Origin of the sequence: Nocardiopsis flavescens, from assembly GCF_900141985.1 — a bacterium.
Taxonomy (GTDB): Bacteria; Actinomycetota; Actinomycetes; order Streptosporangiales; family Streptosporangiaceae; genus Nocardiopsis; species Nocardiopsis flavescens.
This window is the reverse complement of record NZ_FQZK01000001.1, coordinates 401,114-419,621: the sequence shown is the minus strand read 5'-3', so window position 1 is coordinate 419,621 and position 18,508 is coordinate 401,114. Positions and strand designations below refer to the sequence as shown.

General features: G+C 78.0%; 8 protein-coding genes. 6 read left to right on the top strand and 2 right to left on the bottom strand.

The annotated features are described in order from the left end of the window. Window positions 1–223: 223 nt before the first annotated feature. The 6 genes from BUE45_RS01950 to BUE45_RS33720 all read left to right on the top strand — a co-directional run bounded on the left by BUE45_RS01950 (window position 224) and on the right by BUE45_RS33720 (window position 14,733). On the top strand, window positions 224–2,059 hold the full coding sequence (locus tag BUE45_RS01950) for an asparagine synthetase B family protein (protein WP_073374262.1): 1,836 nt from the start codon (window positions 224–226) through the stop codon (window positions 2,057–2,059). 64 nt (window positions 2,060–2,123) lie between these two features. Next, window positions 2,124–3,179 (top strand): PLP-dependent cysteine synthase family protein, encoded by a 1,056-nt coding sequence (locus tag BUE45_RS01945; RefSeq protein WP_073374261.1) that lies wholly within the window; start codon window positions 2,124–2,126, stop codon window positions 3,177–3,179. Window positions 3,180–3,205: 26 nt separating this feature from the next. Then, on the top strand, window positions 3,206–4,405 hold the full coding sequence (locus BUE45_RS01940; RefSeq protein ID WP_073374259.1) for a M24 family metallopeptidase: 1,200 nt from the start codon (window positions 3,206–3,208) through the stop codon (window positions 4,403–4,405). Further along, window positions 4,402–5,208 carry a putative hydro-lyase gene (locus BUE45_RS01935; protein WP_073374257.1) on the top strand — a complete coding sequence of 269 codons (807 nt, stop codon included), beginning with the start codon at window positions 4,402–4,404 and terminating at the stop codon, window positions 5,206–5,208. The genes BUE45_RS01940 and BUE45_RS01935 overlap by 4 nt, the downstream gene beginning before the upstream one ends. Window positions 5,209–5,240: 32 nt before the next feature. Further along, complete coding sequence (locus BUE45_RS01930) at window positions 5,241–5,951, top strand: sulfotransferase family protein (RefSeq protein ID WP_143173232.1); 711 nt, start codon at window positions 5,241–5,243, stop codon at window positions 5,949–5,951. A 37-nt stretch (window positions 5,952–5,988) separates the two neighbouring features. Continuing rightward, entirely contained in the window at window positions 5,989–14,733 is an 8,745-nt protein-coding gene (locus BUE45_RS33720; protein WP_073374255.1) for a type I polyketide synthase, read from the top strand. Window positions 14,734–15,431: 698 nt separating this feature from the next. On the opposite strand, the gene BUE45_RS01920 is transcribed toward BUE45_RS33720, so the two are convergent. Together BUE45_RS01920 and BUE45_RS01915 are read right to left on the bottom strand one after the other, a co-directional pair. Further along, complete coding sequence (locus BUE45_RS01920; protein WP_073374253.1) at window positions 15,432–16,676, bottom strand: cytochrome ubiquinol oxidase subunit I; 1,245 nt, start codon at window positions 16,674–16,676, stop codon at window positions 15,432–15,434. 10 nt (window positions 16,677–16,686) lie between these two features. Continuing rightward, window positions 16,687–18,321: an FAD-dependent monooxygenase gene (locus tag BUE45_RS01915; RefSeq protein WP_073374251.1), complete on the bottom strand. Its 1,635-nt coding sequence runs from the start codon at window positions 18,319–18,321 to the stop codon at window positions 16,687–16,689. Between the last annotated feature and the right edge of the window lie 187 nt (window positions 18,322–18,508).

The following is an 18,508-nucleotide window of genomic DNA, read 5'->3' as shown; positions in this document are numbered from 1 at the left end:
GGTCCTCCGTCTCAAGACCCATCCTCCGTGCGACTCCATGGGTACGGAAGGTCATCGCCCCTCCTCCGCGAGGTGTACACACCGCGGTCCCCGGTGCCCCAGAACCTCTTCAGGCGGCTTCGATCCTCCTACGATGCGCCGTTGCCACCCTGGTCCGGACAGTGCGAGGTGCGCCGCTCCGGGCGCACCCGGCCGTGCGAGGGAACCGAGGGATGGTGACGCGATGTCAGGCGTCGTGGGCGTGATCGACTACGAACGGGACTTGGAACGGGACCGGCCGCTCCTGCTCTCCCTGACCGCCACGCTCGCGCACCGGGGACCCGACGGGGAGGGCCTGTGGCTGTCCCCGCGGGCGATGTTCGGCCACCGGGCCCTGGGCGCGGACGCCGACACCGCCGACCAGCCGTTCGCCCTGCGGGCCGGCGGCGCCGACGTGGTCTGCTGCGTCACCGGCAACCCCACCGGGGTCGACACCCTGGCCCGCCGCCTGCGGGCCAGCCGCGTCGGGCTGGCCCCGGGCGCCGGCACCGCCGAGGTCGTCGCCCGCGCCTACCTGGAGTGGGGCCAGGACATCGTGCCCGGCCTGGGCGGCTCCTTCGCCATCGCCCTGTGGGACGGGCGCGAGGAGCAGCTGGTCCTGGCCCGGGACCGGATGGGCGGGCAGACCCTGTACCACGCGCGCACCCGGACCGGCCTGGTGTTCGCCTCCGAGCGCAAGACCCTGCTCGCCCACCCCGACATCGAGCCCCGCGTGGGCGTGGAGGGGCTGCGCGAGGTCGTCGCCCACGCCCTGCCCCCGGGTCCGGTCTTCGAGGGCCTGGGCCAGATCGAGTCCGCCGAGGTCGCGCGCTACGGCCGCGACGGGTGGCGGCGCAGCCTCTACTGGGCGCTGGAGCCCCGCCCGCACACCGACGGCGTCGACGCCACCGTCGACCGCGTCCGCGAGATCCTCCGGGAGAGCGTGCGCCTGAGCGTGCCCGCCGACTCCTCGGGGCTGGTGGGCACCCTGTCCGGCGGCATCGACTCCTCGGCGGTGGCGGCCCTGGTCGCCGCCGAGCTGCGCTCCCGGGGCGAGCGCGACCTGCACACCTTCACCCTGGACTTCACCGACGACGACTTCCAGCGCGACGCCGTCCACGACACCCGCGACGCGCCCTTCGCCCGGTCGGTCGCCGACCACATCGGCTCCTGGCACGAGGTGGTCGAACTCGACGCGTACGGGATCCTGGACCCCGACGTGCGCCTGGGGCTGCTGCGGGCCAAGGACCTGCCCACCCGCATCTACGACATGGACGCCTCCCAGTACGTGTTCCTCCAGCACGTCGCTGCGGCCGGGGGGCGCACCGCGTTCACCGGCGGCATGGGGGACCAGCTCTTCCACGGGGCCAGGTGGTCGACCGACACCGCCCTGGTGGACTCGGGCACCTTCCCCTGGATCGCGCTGGCCCAGCGGCACGGCGCCGCCAACGGGTTCGGGACGCGGCTGCTCGACGAGGGCGTGCTGCGGCTGATGGAACTGCCCGACTACTACCGCGACTCCTACGCCGAGAGCGTCGCCGAGGTCGAGTTCCTCCCCGAGGACGACGAGGACCAGCGCCGGATCCGGCGGCTGTCGTACCTGCTGCTCACCCGGTTCCGCACCGACGCCGGGCTGTTCTCCTCGGTGGGCCTGCGCATGCGGGCGCCCATCAACAGCGTCGACCTCATCGAGTACGCGTACAACATCCCCGCCCGGATGCAGCGCCACGGGGACATCGAGAAGGGGCTGCTGCGGGCCGCCGTCGCGGACCTGCTCCCCCCGGACGTGGTGCGCCGCCCCCAGAGCGCCACGCCCGTCGGCAGGAACCCCGACTACGCCCGCAGGCTCCAGGAGCTCTTCACCGAGATCCTCGCCGACCCGGCCTCCCCGGTGCTGCCGCTCATCGACCTCCAGGCCGCCGCCCGGCTGGCCGACTCCCCCGACGAACTCATCAAGAACCGGCTGAGCAGGGCCGACGTCGACCTCGTCCTCCAGCTCAACCTGTGGCTCGACCACCACCGGGTCCGGCTGTCCCTGTGACCCGGCCACCCGCCGCACCCGCGGCGCAGACACGAAGGCGACTCGACTCCCCTGGGGGTTCCGCATGATTCACGACAGCGTCCTGGAGACGGTCGGGCGCACCCCGGTCGTCCGCCTGAACAGGCTGACCATGGGCAACGGCTCGGAGATCCTCGTCAAGATGGAGGGCTTCAACCCGGCCGGCAGCATCAAGGACCGCACCGCCCTGGGCATGGTGACCCGGGCCGAGTCCGACGGCCGGCTCAAACCCGACGGCACGATCGTGGAGTCCACCTCCGGGAACATGGGCAAGGCCCTGGCCATGATCGGCGCGGCCCGCGGCTACCGGGTCGTCCTGGTGACCGACCCCAAGGCCCCGCGGTCCATGATCGAGTTCGTCTCCGCCCTGGGGGCCGAGCTGGAGATCGTGCGCACCCCCGACGAGAACGGCGGCTACCAGGAGCCCCGCAGGCGGCGGGTGCGCCGGCTCATGGAGGAGATCCCCGACTCCTTCTGGCCCGACCAGTACAACAACCCCGACAACGCCTCGACCCACGCCGAGATCACCGCGCGCGAGCTCCTGGACGAGGTCCCCGAGTTCGACGTGCTGGTCGCGGCGGTCGGGACCGGCGGCCACATCAGCGGTCTGTCCCGCACCCTCAAGCGCGAGCGGCCCGGCGTGGTCACCGTCGGCGTCGACGCCGACGGGTCGGCGGCCTTCGGCTACCCGGTGGGCCACTGGGCCATGCGGGGGCTGGGCATCGCCTGGCCCCCGGGCAACCTCAGCCCCGAGTACGTCGACCGCGTCCACCTGGTCCGCGACCACGAGGGGATGGGCACCGGCCGCATGCTGGCCCGCAGCGAGGGCCTGCTCGTGGGGGAGTCCGCCGGGGCGGCCGTCTTCGGCGCCCTGCACCACGCCCACCTCGCCCCGGGCGCCCGGATCGTCGTCGTGGCCCCCGACGCGGGGGTCAACTACCTCGGGGAGTCCTTCGACGACGCCTGGCTGCGCGAACGCGGCATCGCCCAGCGCATCGAGGCCGCCGGGCTGGACACCCCCCGGGGCCTGCTGGCCGCCGCGCGCCGCCCCTCGCGGCGGGCCGAGCCCACGCCCCGCCCGGCCGGCGCGGCTCGTCCGTGACCGACGCACCCCCGGAGAGGACACCCGTGGCACCGAACACCGACAGGCTGATCCGCCGCATGGACGCACTGGGCGCGGACGCCCTGGTGGCGACGACCCTGGAGAACGTCCGCTACCTGACCGGCGTCTCCAGCGTCTCCCTGGAGATCTTCCCGCACACCGGCGAGTGCGCCGCGGTCGTCTCGCGCGAGCGCCCCGACCGGCCCTACCTCGTCTCCTCGCGCTGCGACCTGGACCAGGCGCTGGACGCCGAAGCCGACCTGGCCGGAGCGGTCGGCTTCGGCACCTTCCACCGCGAGGCCGCCGGGCGGGAGGGCCCGGACCCGCGCCAGGTCGAGCTGGGCCGCCTGTGGCGGACCGGGCCGGTCCCGGCCACCGCCGCCGAAGCGCTGGCCGGCGTCCTGCGCGGCGCCGGGCTGGACACGGCCCGCATCTGCCTGGACACCGGCGCCCTGCGCCCCGGCGCGCTCGACACCCTGGCCGACGCCCTGCCCGGCGCCCGGCTGCGCACCGACGGCGCCGACCTGCTGCGCTGGACCCGCAAGGTCAAGACGGCGCCGGAGGAGCGCCTGCTGGCCGCCGCCGCGGCCGTCGCCGAGGAGGGCATCCGGGCGGTCGCCGCGATCGCCGCCCCCGGGGTCACCGAACGCGACCTGGTGCGCGAGTTCGAGCGCACCGTCGCCGGGGCGGGCGGGCGCCCCCGCTTCACCCACATCAAGGTCGGCGCCGGGGCCGTGCTCGGGCAGACCCGTCCCACCGACACCCCGCTGCGCCGCGGCGACGCCGTGTGGTTCGACGTCGGCTGCGTCCTGGACGGCTACTGGGCCGACATCGCCCGGGTCCTGACCCTGGGCGAGCCCGACGCCCGGGTCCGCGCCTACTACGACGCGATGCTGGCCGGGACCGACCGGGCGCTGGCCGCCGCCGCGCCCGGCATGACCGGCAAGGAGCTGTTCGACATCACCGTCGAGGCGGTCCGCGAGGCGGGCGTGCCCCACTACCGGCGCAACCACGTCGGCCACGGGATCGGGGTGGAGGTCTACGACCGGGTCCTCATCGGCCCCGACGAGGAGGACGTCATCGAGGAGGGGACCGTGGTCAACATCGAGACCCCCTACTACGAGTTCGGCTTCGGGGCCGTGCAGGTCGAGGACCCCTTCGTGGTCCGCTCCGCCGGCAACGAGCTGCTCACCACCCTGGACCGCGGGCTGGGGGTGCTCGCGTGAGCACCGCCGCCGCGCCGGCACCGCCCGGCGACCCCGCGCTCCTCACCGGGGCCGGGGCGCGCGCCCTTTTCCGGGCGGGCCTGGACACCGACACCGTCGGCTGGGCCGCCGCCAGCGCCCAGGCCAACCTCATCGCCGTCCCCCGGGCCGACGCCTACGACCTGCTGCTGTTCGCCCAGCGCAACCCGCAGGCCTGCCCCCTGCTGGACGTCACCGACGCCGGCTCGCCCGCCACCGCCCTGGCCGCCGGCGCCGACCTGCGCACCGACCTGCCCGCGTACCGGATCTGGCGCGACGGGGAGGTGGTCGAGGAGGTCGCCGACGCCACCCCGTACTGGCGCTCCGACATGGTCGCCTTCCTCATCGGGTGCAGCCTCACCTTCGAGACGGCCCTGCTGGAGGCGGGGGTGCCCGTCCGCCACCTGGAGGAGGGGGTCATCGACCCCATGTACGTCACCGACCGGCCCACCCGGGGCGCGGGGGCGCTGTCCGGGCCGCTCGTGGTGTCGATGCGGCCCGTCCCCGCCCACCAGGTGGCCGAGGCCGTGCGCATCACCGACCGCTACCCCGACGTGCACGGCGCCCCCGTCCACGTCGGCGACCCCGCCGGGCTGGGCATCGCCGACCTGGGCCGCCCGGACTTCGGCGACGCCGTGACCGTCGGCGGCGACGTGCCCGTCTTCTGGGCCTGCGGGGTCACCACCCAGGCCGTGGTCGCGGCCTCCCGCCTGGAGCTGGCGATCACCCACGTCCCCGGGCGCATGTTCATCACCGACGTCCCGCACACCGCCTACCGCCGCTGAGGCGGGGCGGCGCGGAAGGAGAGGAGAAGGCCTTGCACGTCATCGGAGCGGGGTTCGGCCGGACCGGGACCATGTCCCTCAAGGTCGCCCTGGAAAGGCTCGGGCTCGGCCCCTGCTACCACATGCGGGAGGCGATCCGCGCCCCCGGCCACAAGGCCCTGTGGCTCGACGCCGCCCAGGGCGCGCCGGTCGAGTGGGACCGGGTCTTCGACGGGTACGCGTCCACCGTGGACTGGCCTGCCTGCCACTTCTGGCGCGAGCTGACCGCGGTCTACCCCGAGGCCAGGGTGGTGCTCACCGTCCGCGACCCCGAGCCCTGGTACCGCAGCACCCGGGAGACCATCTACGTCCTGTCGACCTGGGTCGCCCGGGTGGCGGCGCCGTTCTTCCCGACCGCGCGCGGCATGGCGGCCATGACCCGCGCCGTCATCTGGGACGGCACGTTCGGCGGCCGGTTCGAGGACCGCGACCACGCCCTCGCCGTGTTCCGCGACCACGTGGAGGAGGTCCGCGCGGCCGTGCCGCACGACCGCCTCCTGGTCTACGACGTGAAGGAGGGCTGGGAGCCGCTGTGCCGGTTCCTGGGGGTGCCCGTCCCCGACGAGCCGTTCCCGCACGTCAACGACCGCGACCACCAGAAGGGCAAGATCCGCCGGGCCCGCGTCCTGGTGGGCGCCCTGGGCGCCGCCTCGGCCCTGGCCGCCCTCACCGGCGCCGCGCTGTGGCGGCGCACGCGCGCCTGAGCCGGCGCACCGACACGTGTCCCGAACAGGAGTGACCTTGAGCGAGCAGGAAGTCCACCCCCGTGCCCACCCGGAGCCCATCGCGATCGTGGGCCTGTCCTGCCGGCTGCCGGGCGCCCCCGATCCCGGGGCGCTGTGGCGGCTGCTCGCGGAGGGCCGCGAGGCGGTGGCCGAGCCCCCCGCGCACCGGGGGCTGGCGAGCCTGCCCCGCGCCGGGCTGCTGGACGAGGTCGACCGCTTCGACACCGGCCTGTTCGGCCTGTCCCCCCGCGAGGCCGCCGCCGCCGACCCCCAGCAGCTGCTGACGGCGGAACTGGGCTGGGAGGCCCTGGAGGACGCGGGGATCGCCCCCGACCGGCTGCGCGGCGCCCCCGTCGGCGTTTTCGTGGGCGGCATGGCCGACGACCACGCCCTGCGCCGCCACCGCTCCGGAGACCCGGCCGGGGCGCACACCATGGCCGGGTCCCAGCGCTCGATGATCGCCAACCGGCTCTCCCACCTGCTCGGGCTGCGCGGGGACAGCGTGGTCGTCGACACCGGGCAGTCCTCCTCGCTGGTGTCGGTGGCGCTGGCCTGCGAGAGCCTGCGCGCGGGGCGGGTGCGCACCGCCATCGCGGCGGGGGTCGGGCTGATCCTGGACGACGCGTCCTCGGAGGCCCCCCGCGCCCTGGGCGCGCTCTCCCCGACGGGCCGGTGCCGCACCTTCGACGCCGCGGCCGACGGCTACGCCCGGGGCGAGGGCGGGGCGGCCGTCGTGCTGCGCCCCCTGGCCGACGCCCTGGCCGCGGGGGACCGCGTCCACGCGGTGGTCCGCGGCGCGGCGGTCGGGCACACCGGCGGGGCCGCCGCGCTCACCGCCCCCGACGCGGACGGCCAGGCCGACCTGCTGCGCCGGGCCTGCGCCGACGCCGGGGTCGACCCCCGCACCGTGTGGTTCGTGGAGCTGCACGGCACCGGCACGCCCGCGGGGGACCCGGTGGAGGCCCGCGCCCTGGGCGCGGTGCACGGCGCGGGCCGTCCCGCGCACGCCCCGCTGCTGGTGGGCTCGGTCAAGACCAACATCGGGCACCTGGAGGGCGCGGCCGGGATCGCGGGCCTGCTCAAGGCGGTGCTGAGCCTGCGCGAGCGGGCGCTGCCGCCCGGCCTGAACTTCACCCGGCCCCACCCCGGCATCCCCCTGGAGGAGCTGGGGCTGCGGGTCCACACCGGGGGCCCGGCCCCCGCGCCCGACCGCGCCCCGCTGACCGCCGGGGTCAGCTCCTTCGGGCTGGGCGGCACCGGCTGCCACCTGGTCCTGGAGGGGCCGCCCGCCGCGGAGCCCGCGCCCGGGCCCGCCCCGGACGGGCGGTCGGCGCCCCTGGTGCTGTCCGCCGCCGACCCCGAAGCGCTGCGCGGGCAGGCCGCGCGGCTGCGCGACCACCTCGCCCGCCGGCCCGCGGCGCCGCTGGACACGGCCTTCACCCTGGCCGCGGGCCGCGCCGCCCTGCCCCACCGGATCGCCCTGCCCGGGGACGCCCCGCGGGAGACCCTGGAGCGCCTGGACCGGGCCGCCGCCGGGGAGGTGCCCGCGGGGGCGCGCGCCGGACGGGCGCGCGAGGGCGCCGCCACGGCGTTCGTGTTCACCGGGACCCCGCCCGCCCCCGGCGCGGCGGACCGCCTGTACGCCGCAGAACCCGCGTTCGCGCGGGCCGTGGACCTGGTGCGCGACGCCGTCGCCGCACACGGCGGAGCCCCGGAGGGCGCGGACCCGGTGGCCGGCGGTGTGCCGGAGGGCGCGGGCCCGCCGGTGGCCGGCGGCGCCTCGAAGGGCCCGGACCCGGTGTCCGGGAGTGTGTCGGAGGGTGCGGTTCCGACGGCCGGTGAGGCACCGGCAGGTACCGACCCGACGGTCGGGGGTGTGCCGGAGGACGCCGACTCCGCGCTCGGCGGGACCGCCGCCGCACTCGCGGCGCTGGCCTGGGAGACGGCCCTGTACCGGCTCCTGCTCGCCCGGGGGGCGGTCTTCGACGCCGTGGGCCACCGGCCCGGAGGGGGCGCGGGGGCCGCGCTCGCCGCCGGCCGGCTCGACCCCGCCGGCGCCGTCCGCGCCCTGCTCGCGGGGGAGGACCCCGGCGCGGCCGACAAGGAGGACGCGCCCGCCGGCGTGGCCGTCACGGCGGGGCCCCGCGGCCCGCTGGTCGACGGTGAGGCCCCCCTCGCCTGCGACGACGCGGTCCTGGGAACGCTGGCCGCCGCCTTCGCCGCCGGCTCCCGGGTCGACTGGGAGAAGGCCTACGCCGGGACCGGGGCCGTCCGCACCGCCCTGCCCACCTACGCCTTCCGGCGCCGCCCCCTGCGCGACCGGGCGCAGGCGCGCCCCGCCCCCGCGCCAGGCGGGGCGCCCGCCCCGGGCACCGCGACCCCCGCCGGGGCACCCGCTCCGGGCGACCGGGCCCGCGCCCTGCGCACCGTCGCCGACGCGGCGCGCGCCGTCCTGGGCGGCGACGCCCTGCTCCTGCCCGACGCGGCCTTTCGCACCCAGGGGTTCGACTCCGTCGCCTCCCTGGAACTGCGCAACGTCCTGGTGGAGGAGACCGGCCTGGACCTGCCGCCCACCCTGGTCTACGACCTGCCCACCCCGCGCGCCGTCGCCGACCGGCTGGCCGCCCTGTCCGGGGACCGCGCCGCCGGGCCGGACGGGGAGCGGGCCGCGCCCGGCCCGGCCGCCACCGGCCCCGACGGGGACGACCCCGTCGTGGTGGTCGGCATGGGCTGCCGCTACCCGGGCGGCGTCCGCACCCCCGAGGACCTGTGGCTCCTGGTCTCCAGCGGGGCCGACGCCATCACCCCCTTCCCCGACGACCGGGGATGGGACGCCGACTCCCTGTACGACCCCGAGCCCGGGACCCCCGGCCGGTCCGCCACCCGCCACGGCGGGTTCCTGCACGACGCGGCGGAGTTCGACGCGGACTTCTTCGGGATCAGCCCCCGGGAGGCCGCCGCCATGGACCCCCAGCAGCGCGTCCTGCTGGAGGTCGCCTGGGAGGCCCTGGAGCGCGCCGGGACCCCGCCCGAGCGCCTGCGCGGCGACCGCGTCGGCGTGTTCGTGGGCGCGATGGCCCAGGAGTACGGACCGCCCCTGCACCGGACCCCGCCCGGCCACGGCGGCCACATGCTCACCGGCGGCTCCGTCAGCGTCGCCTCCGGCCGCCTGTCCTACGTCTTCGGGTTCCGCGGCCCCTCCCTCACCGTGGACACCGCCTGCTCCTCCTCCCTGGTGGCCCTGCACCAGGCGGTCCGCTCGCTGCGCCAGGGCGAGTGCGACGCGGCCCTGGCCGCGGGCGTGGCCGTGATGTCCTCGCCCGGGATGTTCGTCGAGTTCAGCATGCAGCGGGGCCTGGCCCCCGACGGGCGCTGCAAGCCCTTCTCCGCCGCCGCCGACGGCACCGCCTGGGGCGAGGGCGCCGGGGTCCTGGTGCTGGAGCGCCTCTCCCGCGCCCGCGCGCTGGGCCACCGGGTGCTCGCCGTAGTGCGCGGCAGCGCCGTCAACTCCGACGGCGACTCCAACGGCCTGACCGCGCCCAGCGGGCCCGCGCAGGAGGAGGTCGTGGCCGCCGCCCTGGCCGACGCCGGGCTGGAGCCGCGCGACGTCCAGGCGGTCGAGGCGCACGGCACCGGCACCGTCCTGGGCGACCCCGTCGAGGCCCGCGCCCTCCAGGCGGCCTACGGCGCCGACGCGGACGCGGGCCCCCTGTGGCTGGGGTCGGTCAAGGCGAACCTGGGGCACACCCAGGCCGCGGCGGGCATGGCCGGGGTGATCAAGACGGTGCAGGCGCTGCACCACGGCGTCCTGCCGCGCTCCCTGCACGCCGACACCCCCAGCCCGCACGTGGACTGGTCGGCCGGGCGGGTGCGCCTGCTCTCCTCCTCCGTGCCCTGGCGGCCCGGCGGCGGGGTCCGGCGGGCCGGGGTGTCCTCCTTCGGGATCAGCGGGACCAACGCCCACGTCATCGTCGAGCAGCCCCCCGCGCCGGACGCCGCCCCCGGGGACGGGACCACCACCGTGTGGTCCCTGTCCGCGCGCGACGCCGGGGCGCTGCGCGCCCAGGCCGCCCGCCTGCGCGACCACGTCGCCGACCGCCCCGGCATCGCCCCCGCCGCCCTCGGGCGCGCCCTGGAGCGCACCCGGTCCCGGTTCGCGCACCGGGCCGCGGTCGTGGGCGCGGACCGCGCCGCGCTGCTGGAGGGGCTCGCCGCCCTGGCCGAGGGGCGGCCCTCGCCGCACACCGTCCAGGGCCGCGCCCTGGAGGACGCGCCGGTGGTGTTCGTCTTCCCCGGCCAGGGGTCGCAGTGGCCCGGCATGGCCGCCGGGCTGCTGGAGGAGTCGGAGGTCTTCCGCACGGCCATGCGCGCGTGCGCCGACGCGCTGGCCCCGCACACCGACTGGTCCCTGACCGACGTCGTCCGGGGCCTGCCCGGCGCCCCGGGCCTGGACCGCGTCGACGTCGTCCAGCCCGCGCTGTGGGCCGTCATGGTGTCCCTGGCGCGCGTGTGGCGCGAGGCGGGCGTCGAACCCGCCGCCGTCGTGGGCCACTCCCAGGGCGAGATCGCCGCCGCCTGCGCCGCCGGCATCCTGGACCTGTCCGACGCCGCCAAGGTGGTGGCCCTGCGCAGCCGCGCCATCGCCGAGATCGCCGGCGGCGGGGGCATGGCCTCGGTCCCGCTCTCGGAGGAGCGCACGCGCGAGCGCCTGGCCGCCTCCCCCCTGCTCCACGTGGCCGCCCTCAACGGGCCCGCGTCCACGGTGGTGGCGGGCGACGCCGACGCCCTGGACGCGTTCGTGGCGGCGTGCCGCCGCGACCGGGTGCACGCCCGCCGGGTCGACGTGGACTACGCCTCCCACACCCCGGCCATGGAGTCCCTGCACGAACGGCTGCTGGACCTGCTGGGTGAGCTGGAGCCCCGCACCGGCGGCGTGCCCCTGTACTCCACCGTCTCGGAGGGGCCGGTCGACCCCCTGGGCCTGGACGCCGACTACTGGTACTGCAACCTCCGCAACACGGTGCGCTTCGAGCCGACCGTGCGCCGCCTCATCGAGGACGGGCACGGCGTGTTCATCGAGATGAGCCCGCACCCGGTGCTCACCGGGCCGGTGGACGACACCATCGCCGCGTCGGGGCGCCCCGGCCGCGCCCTGGGCACCCTGCGTCGGGAGGAGGGCGGAGCGCACCGCCTGGCCGCGGCGTTCGCCGAGGCCCGCGTCGCGGGGGTGGCGGTGGAGTGGGACCGCGGACCGGACACCGGGCCGCTGCCCGAGCTGCCCACCTACGCGTTCCAGCGGTCCCGCCACTGGCTGGACCCCGCCCCGGACCCCGGGGCCCCCGCCCGGGACGGGCACCCGCTGCTGGACGGCCCCGTCGAGGTCGCCGGGACCGGGCGGACCGTGTTCACCGCCAGGGTCGACCCGGCCCGGCACCGGTGGGCGGCCGACCACGTGATCGGCGGCGAGCCCCTGCTGCCCGGCGCCGCGACCGCGGACCTGGCCGCGGCGGCGGGCGCCGCCCTGGGCCTGCCGCTGGTCGCCGAGCTGGTCCTGCACGCCCCCGTCCGCCTGGACGGGCCGACCGAGGTGCAGGTCGGGGTCGACCCCGCCGGCGCCGACGGCTCGCGGCCCCTGACCGTGCACGCCCGCCCCGCCGGCGGCGCGTGGCTGCGCGCCGCGACCGGGACCCTGGCCCGCGACACCGCCGCCCCCGACACGACGGCCCCGCTCGCCTGGCCGCCGCCCGGACGCCGCGCGGACCCCGACGAGGCCTACGCCGCCCTGGCCGAACGGGGCTACGGCTACGGGCCCGCCCTGCGCGGGGTCCGGGAGCTGTGGCTCTCCGCCACCGCCCTGCACGCCCGGGTGCGCCTGCCCGCCGGGGGAGCGGACGGCCACCTCCTGCACCCGGCCCTGCTCGACGCCGCCCTGCACCCCCTGCTCATGGCCGAGGAGCACGGCGCCCCCGCCGGGCTGCCCTTCCTGTGGTCCGGCGTGCGGGCGCCCGCGCGGTGCCCGCGGGAGCTGCTGGTGCGCGTCGAGCCCCTCGGCCCGGGCGAGGCCCGGGTGACCCTGGCCGGGACGGACGGCGCCCCCGTCGCCCGGATCGACCGCGTCGCCCTGCGCCCGGCCGCCGCCGCGTCCGGCGGCGGGGACCTCCACCACGTGGTGTGGGAGCCCCCGGAACCGCCGCGTGAACCGTCCGGGCCGCCGCGCTGCGCGGTGGTGGGCCCCGGGGACCTGGGCCTGGCCGGGGCCGAGCGCCACCCCGACCTGGACGCCCTCCTGGACCGGGACCCGCGCGTCCCCCTGCCCGAACGCGTCGTGCTGGACCTGCGCGTTCCCCGGGACGCGGACCGGGAGCCCCTCCCGGCCGCCGCGCTGGCCCGCACCAACGAGGCGCTGGCCCTGCTCCAGCGCTGGCTCGGCGACGAGCGCACCGAGCGCTCCCGCCTGGTCGCGGTCACCGCGGGCGCCGCCCCGGCCGGAACCGCGCCCCCGGACCCCGCCGCCGCCGCGCTGTGGGGCCTGCTCCGCTGCGCCCGCGCCGAACACCCCGGCCGGTGGGCGGCCGTCGACCTGGAGCCCGGCCGCGACGTGCTCCCCGCCGCGGCGCTGGACACCGCCGAACCCGAGGTCGCCGTGCGCGGCGGCGGCCTCCTCGTCCCCCGCCTGGCCGCCCCGGCCGCGGGGCGGCTCACCCCGCCCGGGGAGGGGGAGTGGCACCTGGAGACCGACGGCCGCGGCGGCGCCGAGGGGCTGTCCGCCGCCGCCCACACCCCGGTTCCGCCGCCCCCGGGCCACGTCCGGGTCCGGGTGCGGGCCGCCGGGCTGAACTTCCGCGACGTGCTGATCGGGCTGGGGGTCTACCCCGACCCCGCCGACATCGGCACCGAGGCCGCGGGCGTGGTGGCCGAGGCCGCCCCCGGAACCGGCCTGGCCCCGGGCGACCGGGTCATGGGGGTCTTCCCCGGCGGGGCCCTGGGCACCGAGGCCGTCACCGACCACCGGCTGCTGGCCCCGGTCCCGCCGGGGTGGTCCGACGCCGACGCGGCGGCGGTCCCCATCGCCTACCTGACCGCGCGCCACGCCCTGGTGGACCTGGCCGGGCTCAGGGCGGGGGAGAAGGTCCTGGTGCACGCCGCCGCCGGGGGAGTGGGCACCGCCGCCGTCCGGCTGGCCCGCCACCTGGGCGCGGAGGTGTTCGCCACCGCGGGCCCGGAGAAGTGGGGGGCGCTGCACCGGCTGGGCCTGGACGACCGGCACGTCGCGGGCTCGCGCACCCTCGACTTCGAGGACGCGTTCTGCGACGCCACCGGGGGCGAGGGGGTCGACGTCGTGCTCAACTCCCTGGCCGGGGAGTTCACCGACGCCTCGCTGCGGCTGCTGGCCGAGGGCGGCCGGTTCGTCGAGATGGGCAAGACCGACCTGCGCGACGCCGAGAGCACCGGGGTGGAGTACCACGCCTTCGACCTGCTGGCCCTGGACCCCGACCGCATCGCCGCCGCGCTGGCGGAGCTGGGGCCGCTGCTGGCCGACGGGACGCTGGCGCCGCCGCCGGTCACCGTGTTCCCGCTGCACCGGGCGCCCGAGGCGTTCCGGCTCATGCAGGGCGGCGGGCACACCGGCAAGCTGGTGCTGACCCCGCCGCCGGCCCCCGACCCGCGGGGCACCGTCCTGGTCACGGGGGGCACCGGCACGCTCGGCGGGCTCGTGGCCCGGCGGCTCGTCGAACGGCACGGGGTGCGCAGGCTGCTGCTCGTGGGCCGCCGGGGCGCGGACGCCGAGGGCGCGGCGGAGCTGCGCCGGGAGCTGGCCGGCCTGGGCGCCCACGTGGACATCGCGGCCTGCGACGCCGCGGACCGCGCGGCCCTGGCCCGGGTCGTCGGGGGGATCCCCGGCGCGCACCCGCTGACGGCGGTCGTCCACGCGGCGGGCGTCCTGGACGACGCCGGGCTGGCCCGGCTCACGCCGGAGCAGGTGGGCCGGGTCTTCCGGGCCAAGGCCGACGCCGCGTGGAACCTGCACGAGCTGACGCGCGGCCTGCCGCTGACGGCGTTCGTGCTGTTCTCGTCGGTGGCCGGGGTGGTGGGCACCGCCGGGCAGGCGGGGTACGGGGCGGCCAACGCCTTCCTGGACTCCCTGGCGCGGACGCGGCGGGGGCTGGGGCTGCCGGCCTCCGCCCTGGCCTGGGGGCTGTGGGAGCGGTCCAGCGGGATGACCGGGCACATGGGCCGGGCGGACGTGGCGCGGCTGGCGCGGCGCGGCATCGCGCCGGTCTCCACGGAGGAGGGCCTGGAGCTGTTCGACCGGGCGTGGGCGCTGGACGAGCCGCACCTGGTCCCGGCCCGGATCACGGACGCGGCCGTGCGCACCTCCCCGGGCGGCCCTCCCGCGATCCTGCGCGGGCTGCTGGGCGGGGCGGCGGCGCCCCCGCCGGCGCCGCGGGACCCGGAACCGGCCGCGCCGGCGGCGGCACCGCCGGGGCCGGGCGCCGCGGCGGGCGGCCCCGGGCCGGAGCGGTCGCGGCTGGGCGGCCTGGTGCTGACGCACGTGGCCACCGTCCTGGGCCACGACTCGCCGGACCGGGTGGACCCCGAGCGGACCTTCGAGGAGCTGGGGTTCGACTCGCTCACCTCCGTGGAGCTGCGCAACCGGCTGCGCTCGGAGACCGGGATCGGCCTGCCGGCCACCGTGGCGTTCGACTACCCCACGGTCCGCGAGCTCACGGACCGGCTGCTGGCCGGCGACGCGGGCTGACCGCCCCGGCCGGCGCACGGGCCCCCGCCGCGAGGCGGGGGCCCGTCGCCCGTGCCGCACCCGAGTGGGCGTGTGCCGGGGGCCGGTGGCGTCCGCCATGTGTGCGGGGGCCACCGTGGTCTCCCACGGGGGAGGGGCGGCCCGTGTACCTCTCCCCGGGCGTGCGCGCCGTCGGCGTACCGCCGCATGCGGCGGCACGTCCGCCCCGGTCCACGGACCACCGGTACGCGGCGCCCCTCCGGCTCCGGACAACGATCGCGATGACCTGCAAGGGCACGGTCGTGGGAAGGCCACACCACTCCCGGGGCGCGGCCGTCGCCCCTTCCGGGACAGAGTGGAGCGGCCGTGTGTGCGGGGCGCCGCCGCGTCCGCGCCCCCCGGTGCCCCGTCCGGGGACGCGGCCCGCGCCGCGCCCTGCCCTCCCCGGGGCCGCCGCGCACCGGGCCCCGGCGTCCGCGCCGCGTACCCCCGCCCGGACGGCGCCCGGCCGCGTGGTGTCTTTTGCGGCCCCGTCCCGGCGCGTCGGCCGGGAGGGGGCCGACCGGCCCGGTTCCGCGCGCCGCGCCCTTCCGGACAGAGGCCCGCCTCCCGGTGTCTCGCGCCCGCCGCCGGGGTCCGGGCCCCGCACGCCGGACGGGGCCCCGCCCCGCGGCGGGACCCCGTCCGGCGCCCCCGCCCCCGCCGCGCTGCGGGGGCGGTCAGAAGCGCACCGGCTCCCGGCCCTCCTCCGCGGGCGGGCCCTGGTCGGGCTCGCGCAGCGGACCGCGCCCCACCCCCAGCCGGGCCACCCGGACCAGCCACCACGCCGTGGCCCCGGCCAGCAGCGCGTACGCCGACACGAAAACGCACAGCGACACCACGGCCGCCCCCGCCGACATCGGGGTCACCGCCTCCGCCGTGGTCAGGTGGTGGGTGACCGTCCACGGCTGGCGGCCCAGCTCGCGGTACACCCACCCGCCCACGCTCGCCGCCCACGGCAGCACCGGCGAGAACACCAGCACCCACAGGAACCACCGCCACCGGTCGAGCCGGCGCGCGATCCACGCCACCGCCCCCACCAGGCACAGCAGGACCACCAGCTCCCACACCACCGTCATCGTGCCGCCGGCCACGTCCCAGATCCACCCGTAGGAGGGCTCCCAGGCCGCCTCGACCGCGGCGATGCCCGCCTCGTCATAGGTCAGCCCGGTCGTGGGCGTGGGCCCCTCGGTGAACCGGAACTGGGTCCCCCCGGTGACCGCGACCGGCGCGACCGCCGCCATCACCAGCACCAGGCCCGTGCGCACCCCCCGGCGGAACACCCCGTCCGCGTCGGTGCCGCGCAGCACGTGGCGGGCGCTCACCGCCGCCACGAACAGCCCGCCCACGAACAGAGCCGTCACCGCCGTGTGCGCGAAGCCCAGCAGCCCCGACGGGTTGAACGCCACCGCCAGCGGGTCGGTCAGCACCGCCTCACCGCCGCGCATCTCGAACCCCACCGGGTTGCGCAGCAGCCCGTTGGCCGCCATCACCCAGAACGCGGACAGGTAGGCGGTCCCGGTGACCACCGCGAAGCAGCCCAGGTGCGCCCACCGCCCCATCCGGTCCCAGCCGAACACCCACAGCCCCAGGAACGCCGACTCGACGAAGAACGCCGCCGCCGTCTCGATCGCCAGCGGCGCGGCGACCACCGAGCCGAACACGCGGTTCAGCCCCGACCAGTTCAGGGCCAGCTGCGTCTCCATCACCAGGCCGGAGAGCACCCCCGTGCCGTACCCGATGACGTACAGGCCGCCCCAGAAGCGCACCGCCCGCATCCGGGCGGCGTCGCCGGTCCACACCGCGCGGGCCTGCACGCACAGCACGAAGGGCGCCAACCCCAGGGTCAGCGCGACGAAGAGGTAGTGGATCCCGGCGGTCAGCGCGAACTGCAGCCGCAGCAGGTCCAGGGACGCGTCGGACACGGCGCACCCCTCACAGCCCGGTCGGCACGTCGACGGGCACCCGGCGCAGCATCCGGGCCAGGGCCCCGGCCACCGCCGAGTCCGCGAGCCCGCCCGCGGGGGAGCGGTGCGACACGAACCCGTCCGGCCGCACCAGCGACATCCCCTGCGGGCCGATCCCGAACGCCGCGTGCGGGTCGGCCCCGTCCTGCGCGAGGACGTCCCGCCCGAGCACGTACACGTCCAGCGGCACCCCCAGCCGCTCCGCCAGCGCCCGCAGGTCCCCGGCCCGCTCCACCCCCGCCGACCCGGCCAGCAGCACCGGGCGCGGGCCGAACAGGTCCAGGGTCGACACCCGGGCCCCGTCCACCCGCACCCACAGGTGCGGCGCCCGCGTCCCCGGGCGCCCCGACAGCAGCGCGGGGTGCACGAACCCGTCCGCCCCCTCCCCGCCGTCCCCGTGGGCGGGGCCGTCCCCGTCCCGCACGGTCGAGGACCGGTAGCGGTAGCCGAAGGTCACCGCCAGCGGCTCGGCGAGGTCCGGGCCCGCGGGTCGCCGCCCCGAGCGCACCGCCAGCCGGGCCACCGCCTGGCGTACGGTCGCCTCGGCGACCGGGCGGCGCTCCTCGTCGTAGGTGTCCAGCAGTTCCGGGGGAGCGGTGCCCTCCGTCACCGCCTCCAGTTTCCACGCCAGGTCGTAGGCGTCCTGGACGCCGCAGTTGGCGCCGTAGCCGCCCACCGGCGGCATGAGGTGCGCGGCGTCCCCGGCCAGGAACACCCGCCCCCACCGGAACCGCTCGGCGGTCAGCGCCGCCATCTCCCAGGGCAGGATCTGGCGCACCCCCACCCGCGCGTCCGGCACGCCCAGCGCCGCCCGCACCAGCCCGGCGCACCGCTCCTCGGTGAAGTCCCCCGGGGACTCGCCCCGCTCGGGCCGGTAGGTGACGATGAGGGTGCCCCGGGTCAGGCTGTCGTCGTGCCCCAGCACCCCCTCCACCCGGTCGTTGGCCACCTGGCAGACGGCGAACCGGCGCCCGCGCAGCGGCCCGGCCAGGTCGGCGTCGAACAGCACGCTCATCTGGTGGCGCAGCACCCCCCGGCCCCGCCGCCCGATCCCGGCCCGCTCCCGGGTCGCGCCGTGCGCCCCGTCGGCCGCGATCACATACCCGGCGCGCAGGACGGACTCCCGCCCCGTGGCGCGGTCCCGCACCCGGACGGCGACCCCGTCCTCCCCCGGGTCCAGGTCCAGGACCTCGGTGCCGAACCGCACGTCGGCCCCCCGGCGGCGCGCCCGCTCCAGCAGGATCGGCTCCACCCGGTCCTGGCTCAGAGACACGATCCGCTCGACCGGGCTGATCGCCCCGACGTCGTCCGGCTCGGGGATGCGCCCCACCGCGATCTCCGCCCCGGCCAGGGACTCCACCCGGCCGTTGAGCACGTGCCCGGCGAACCCCGCGCTCTCGGCCATGACCTCCTTCTCCACCCCCGCCGCGCGCAGCAGTTCGAGCGTGCGGGGGTAGAGCCCCCAGGCCCGCGGGTGGACCGACGTGCCGGGGTGGCGCTCCACCAGGACGGAGGGCACCCCCCGCCAGGACAGGAACAGCGACGCGGACAGGCCCACGAGCCCGCCGCCGATGATGAGGACCGGTGTCGACTCCTCGTACACGGGCGCACCCCTTCCGATGGTGGTATCCGGCCCAGGCTCGCAACCGCCGCTGTAGTGCCCTTCGAGGAACGCTCAAGGTTCCGTCGTCGCGCCGGGCGGCACCAGCCGGAGTCGATCGGGCGACGACCGGGGTCTGCGACGGTTCGTCCGTGCCCCGCGCCCCCCGTGCGGGGCGGCGCCCAGCGAC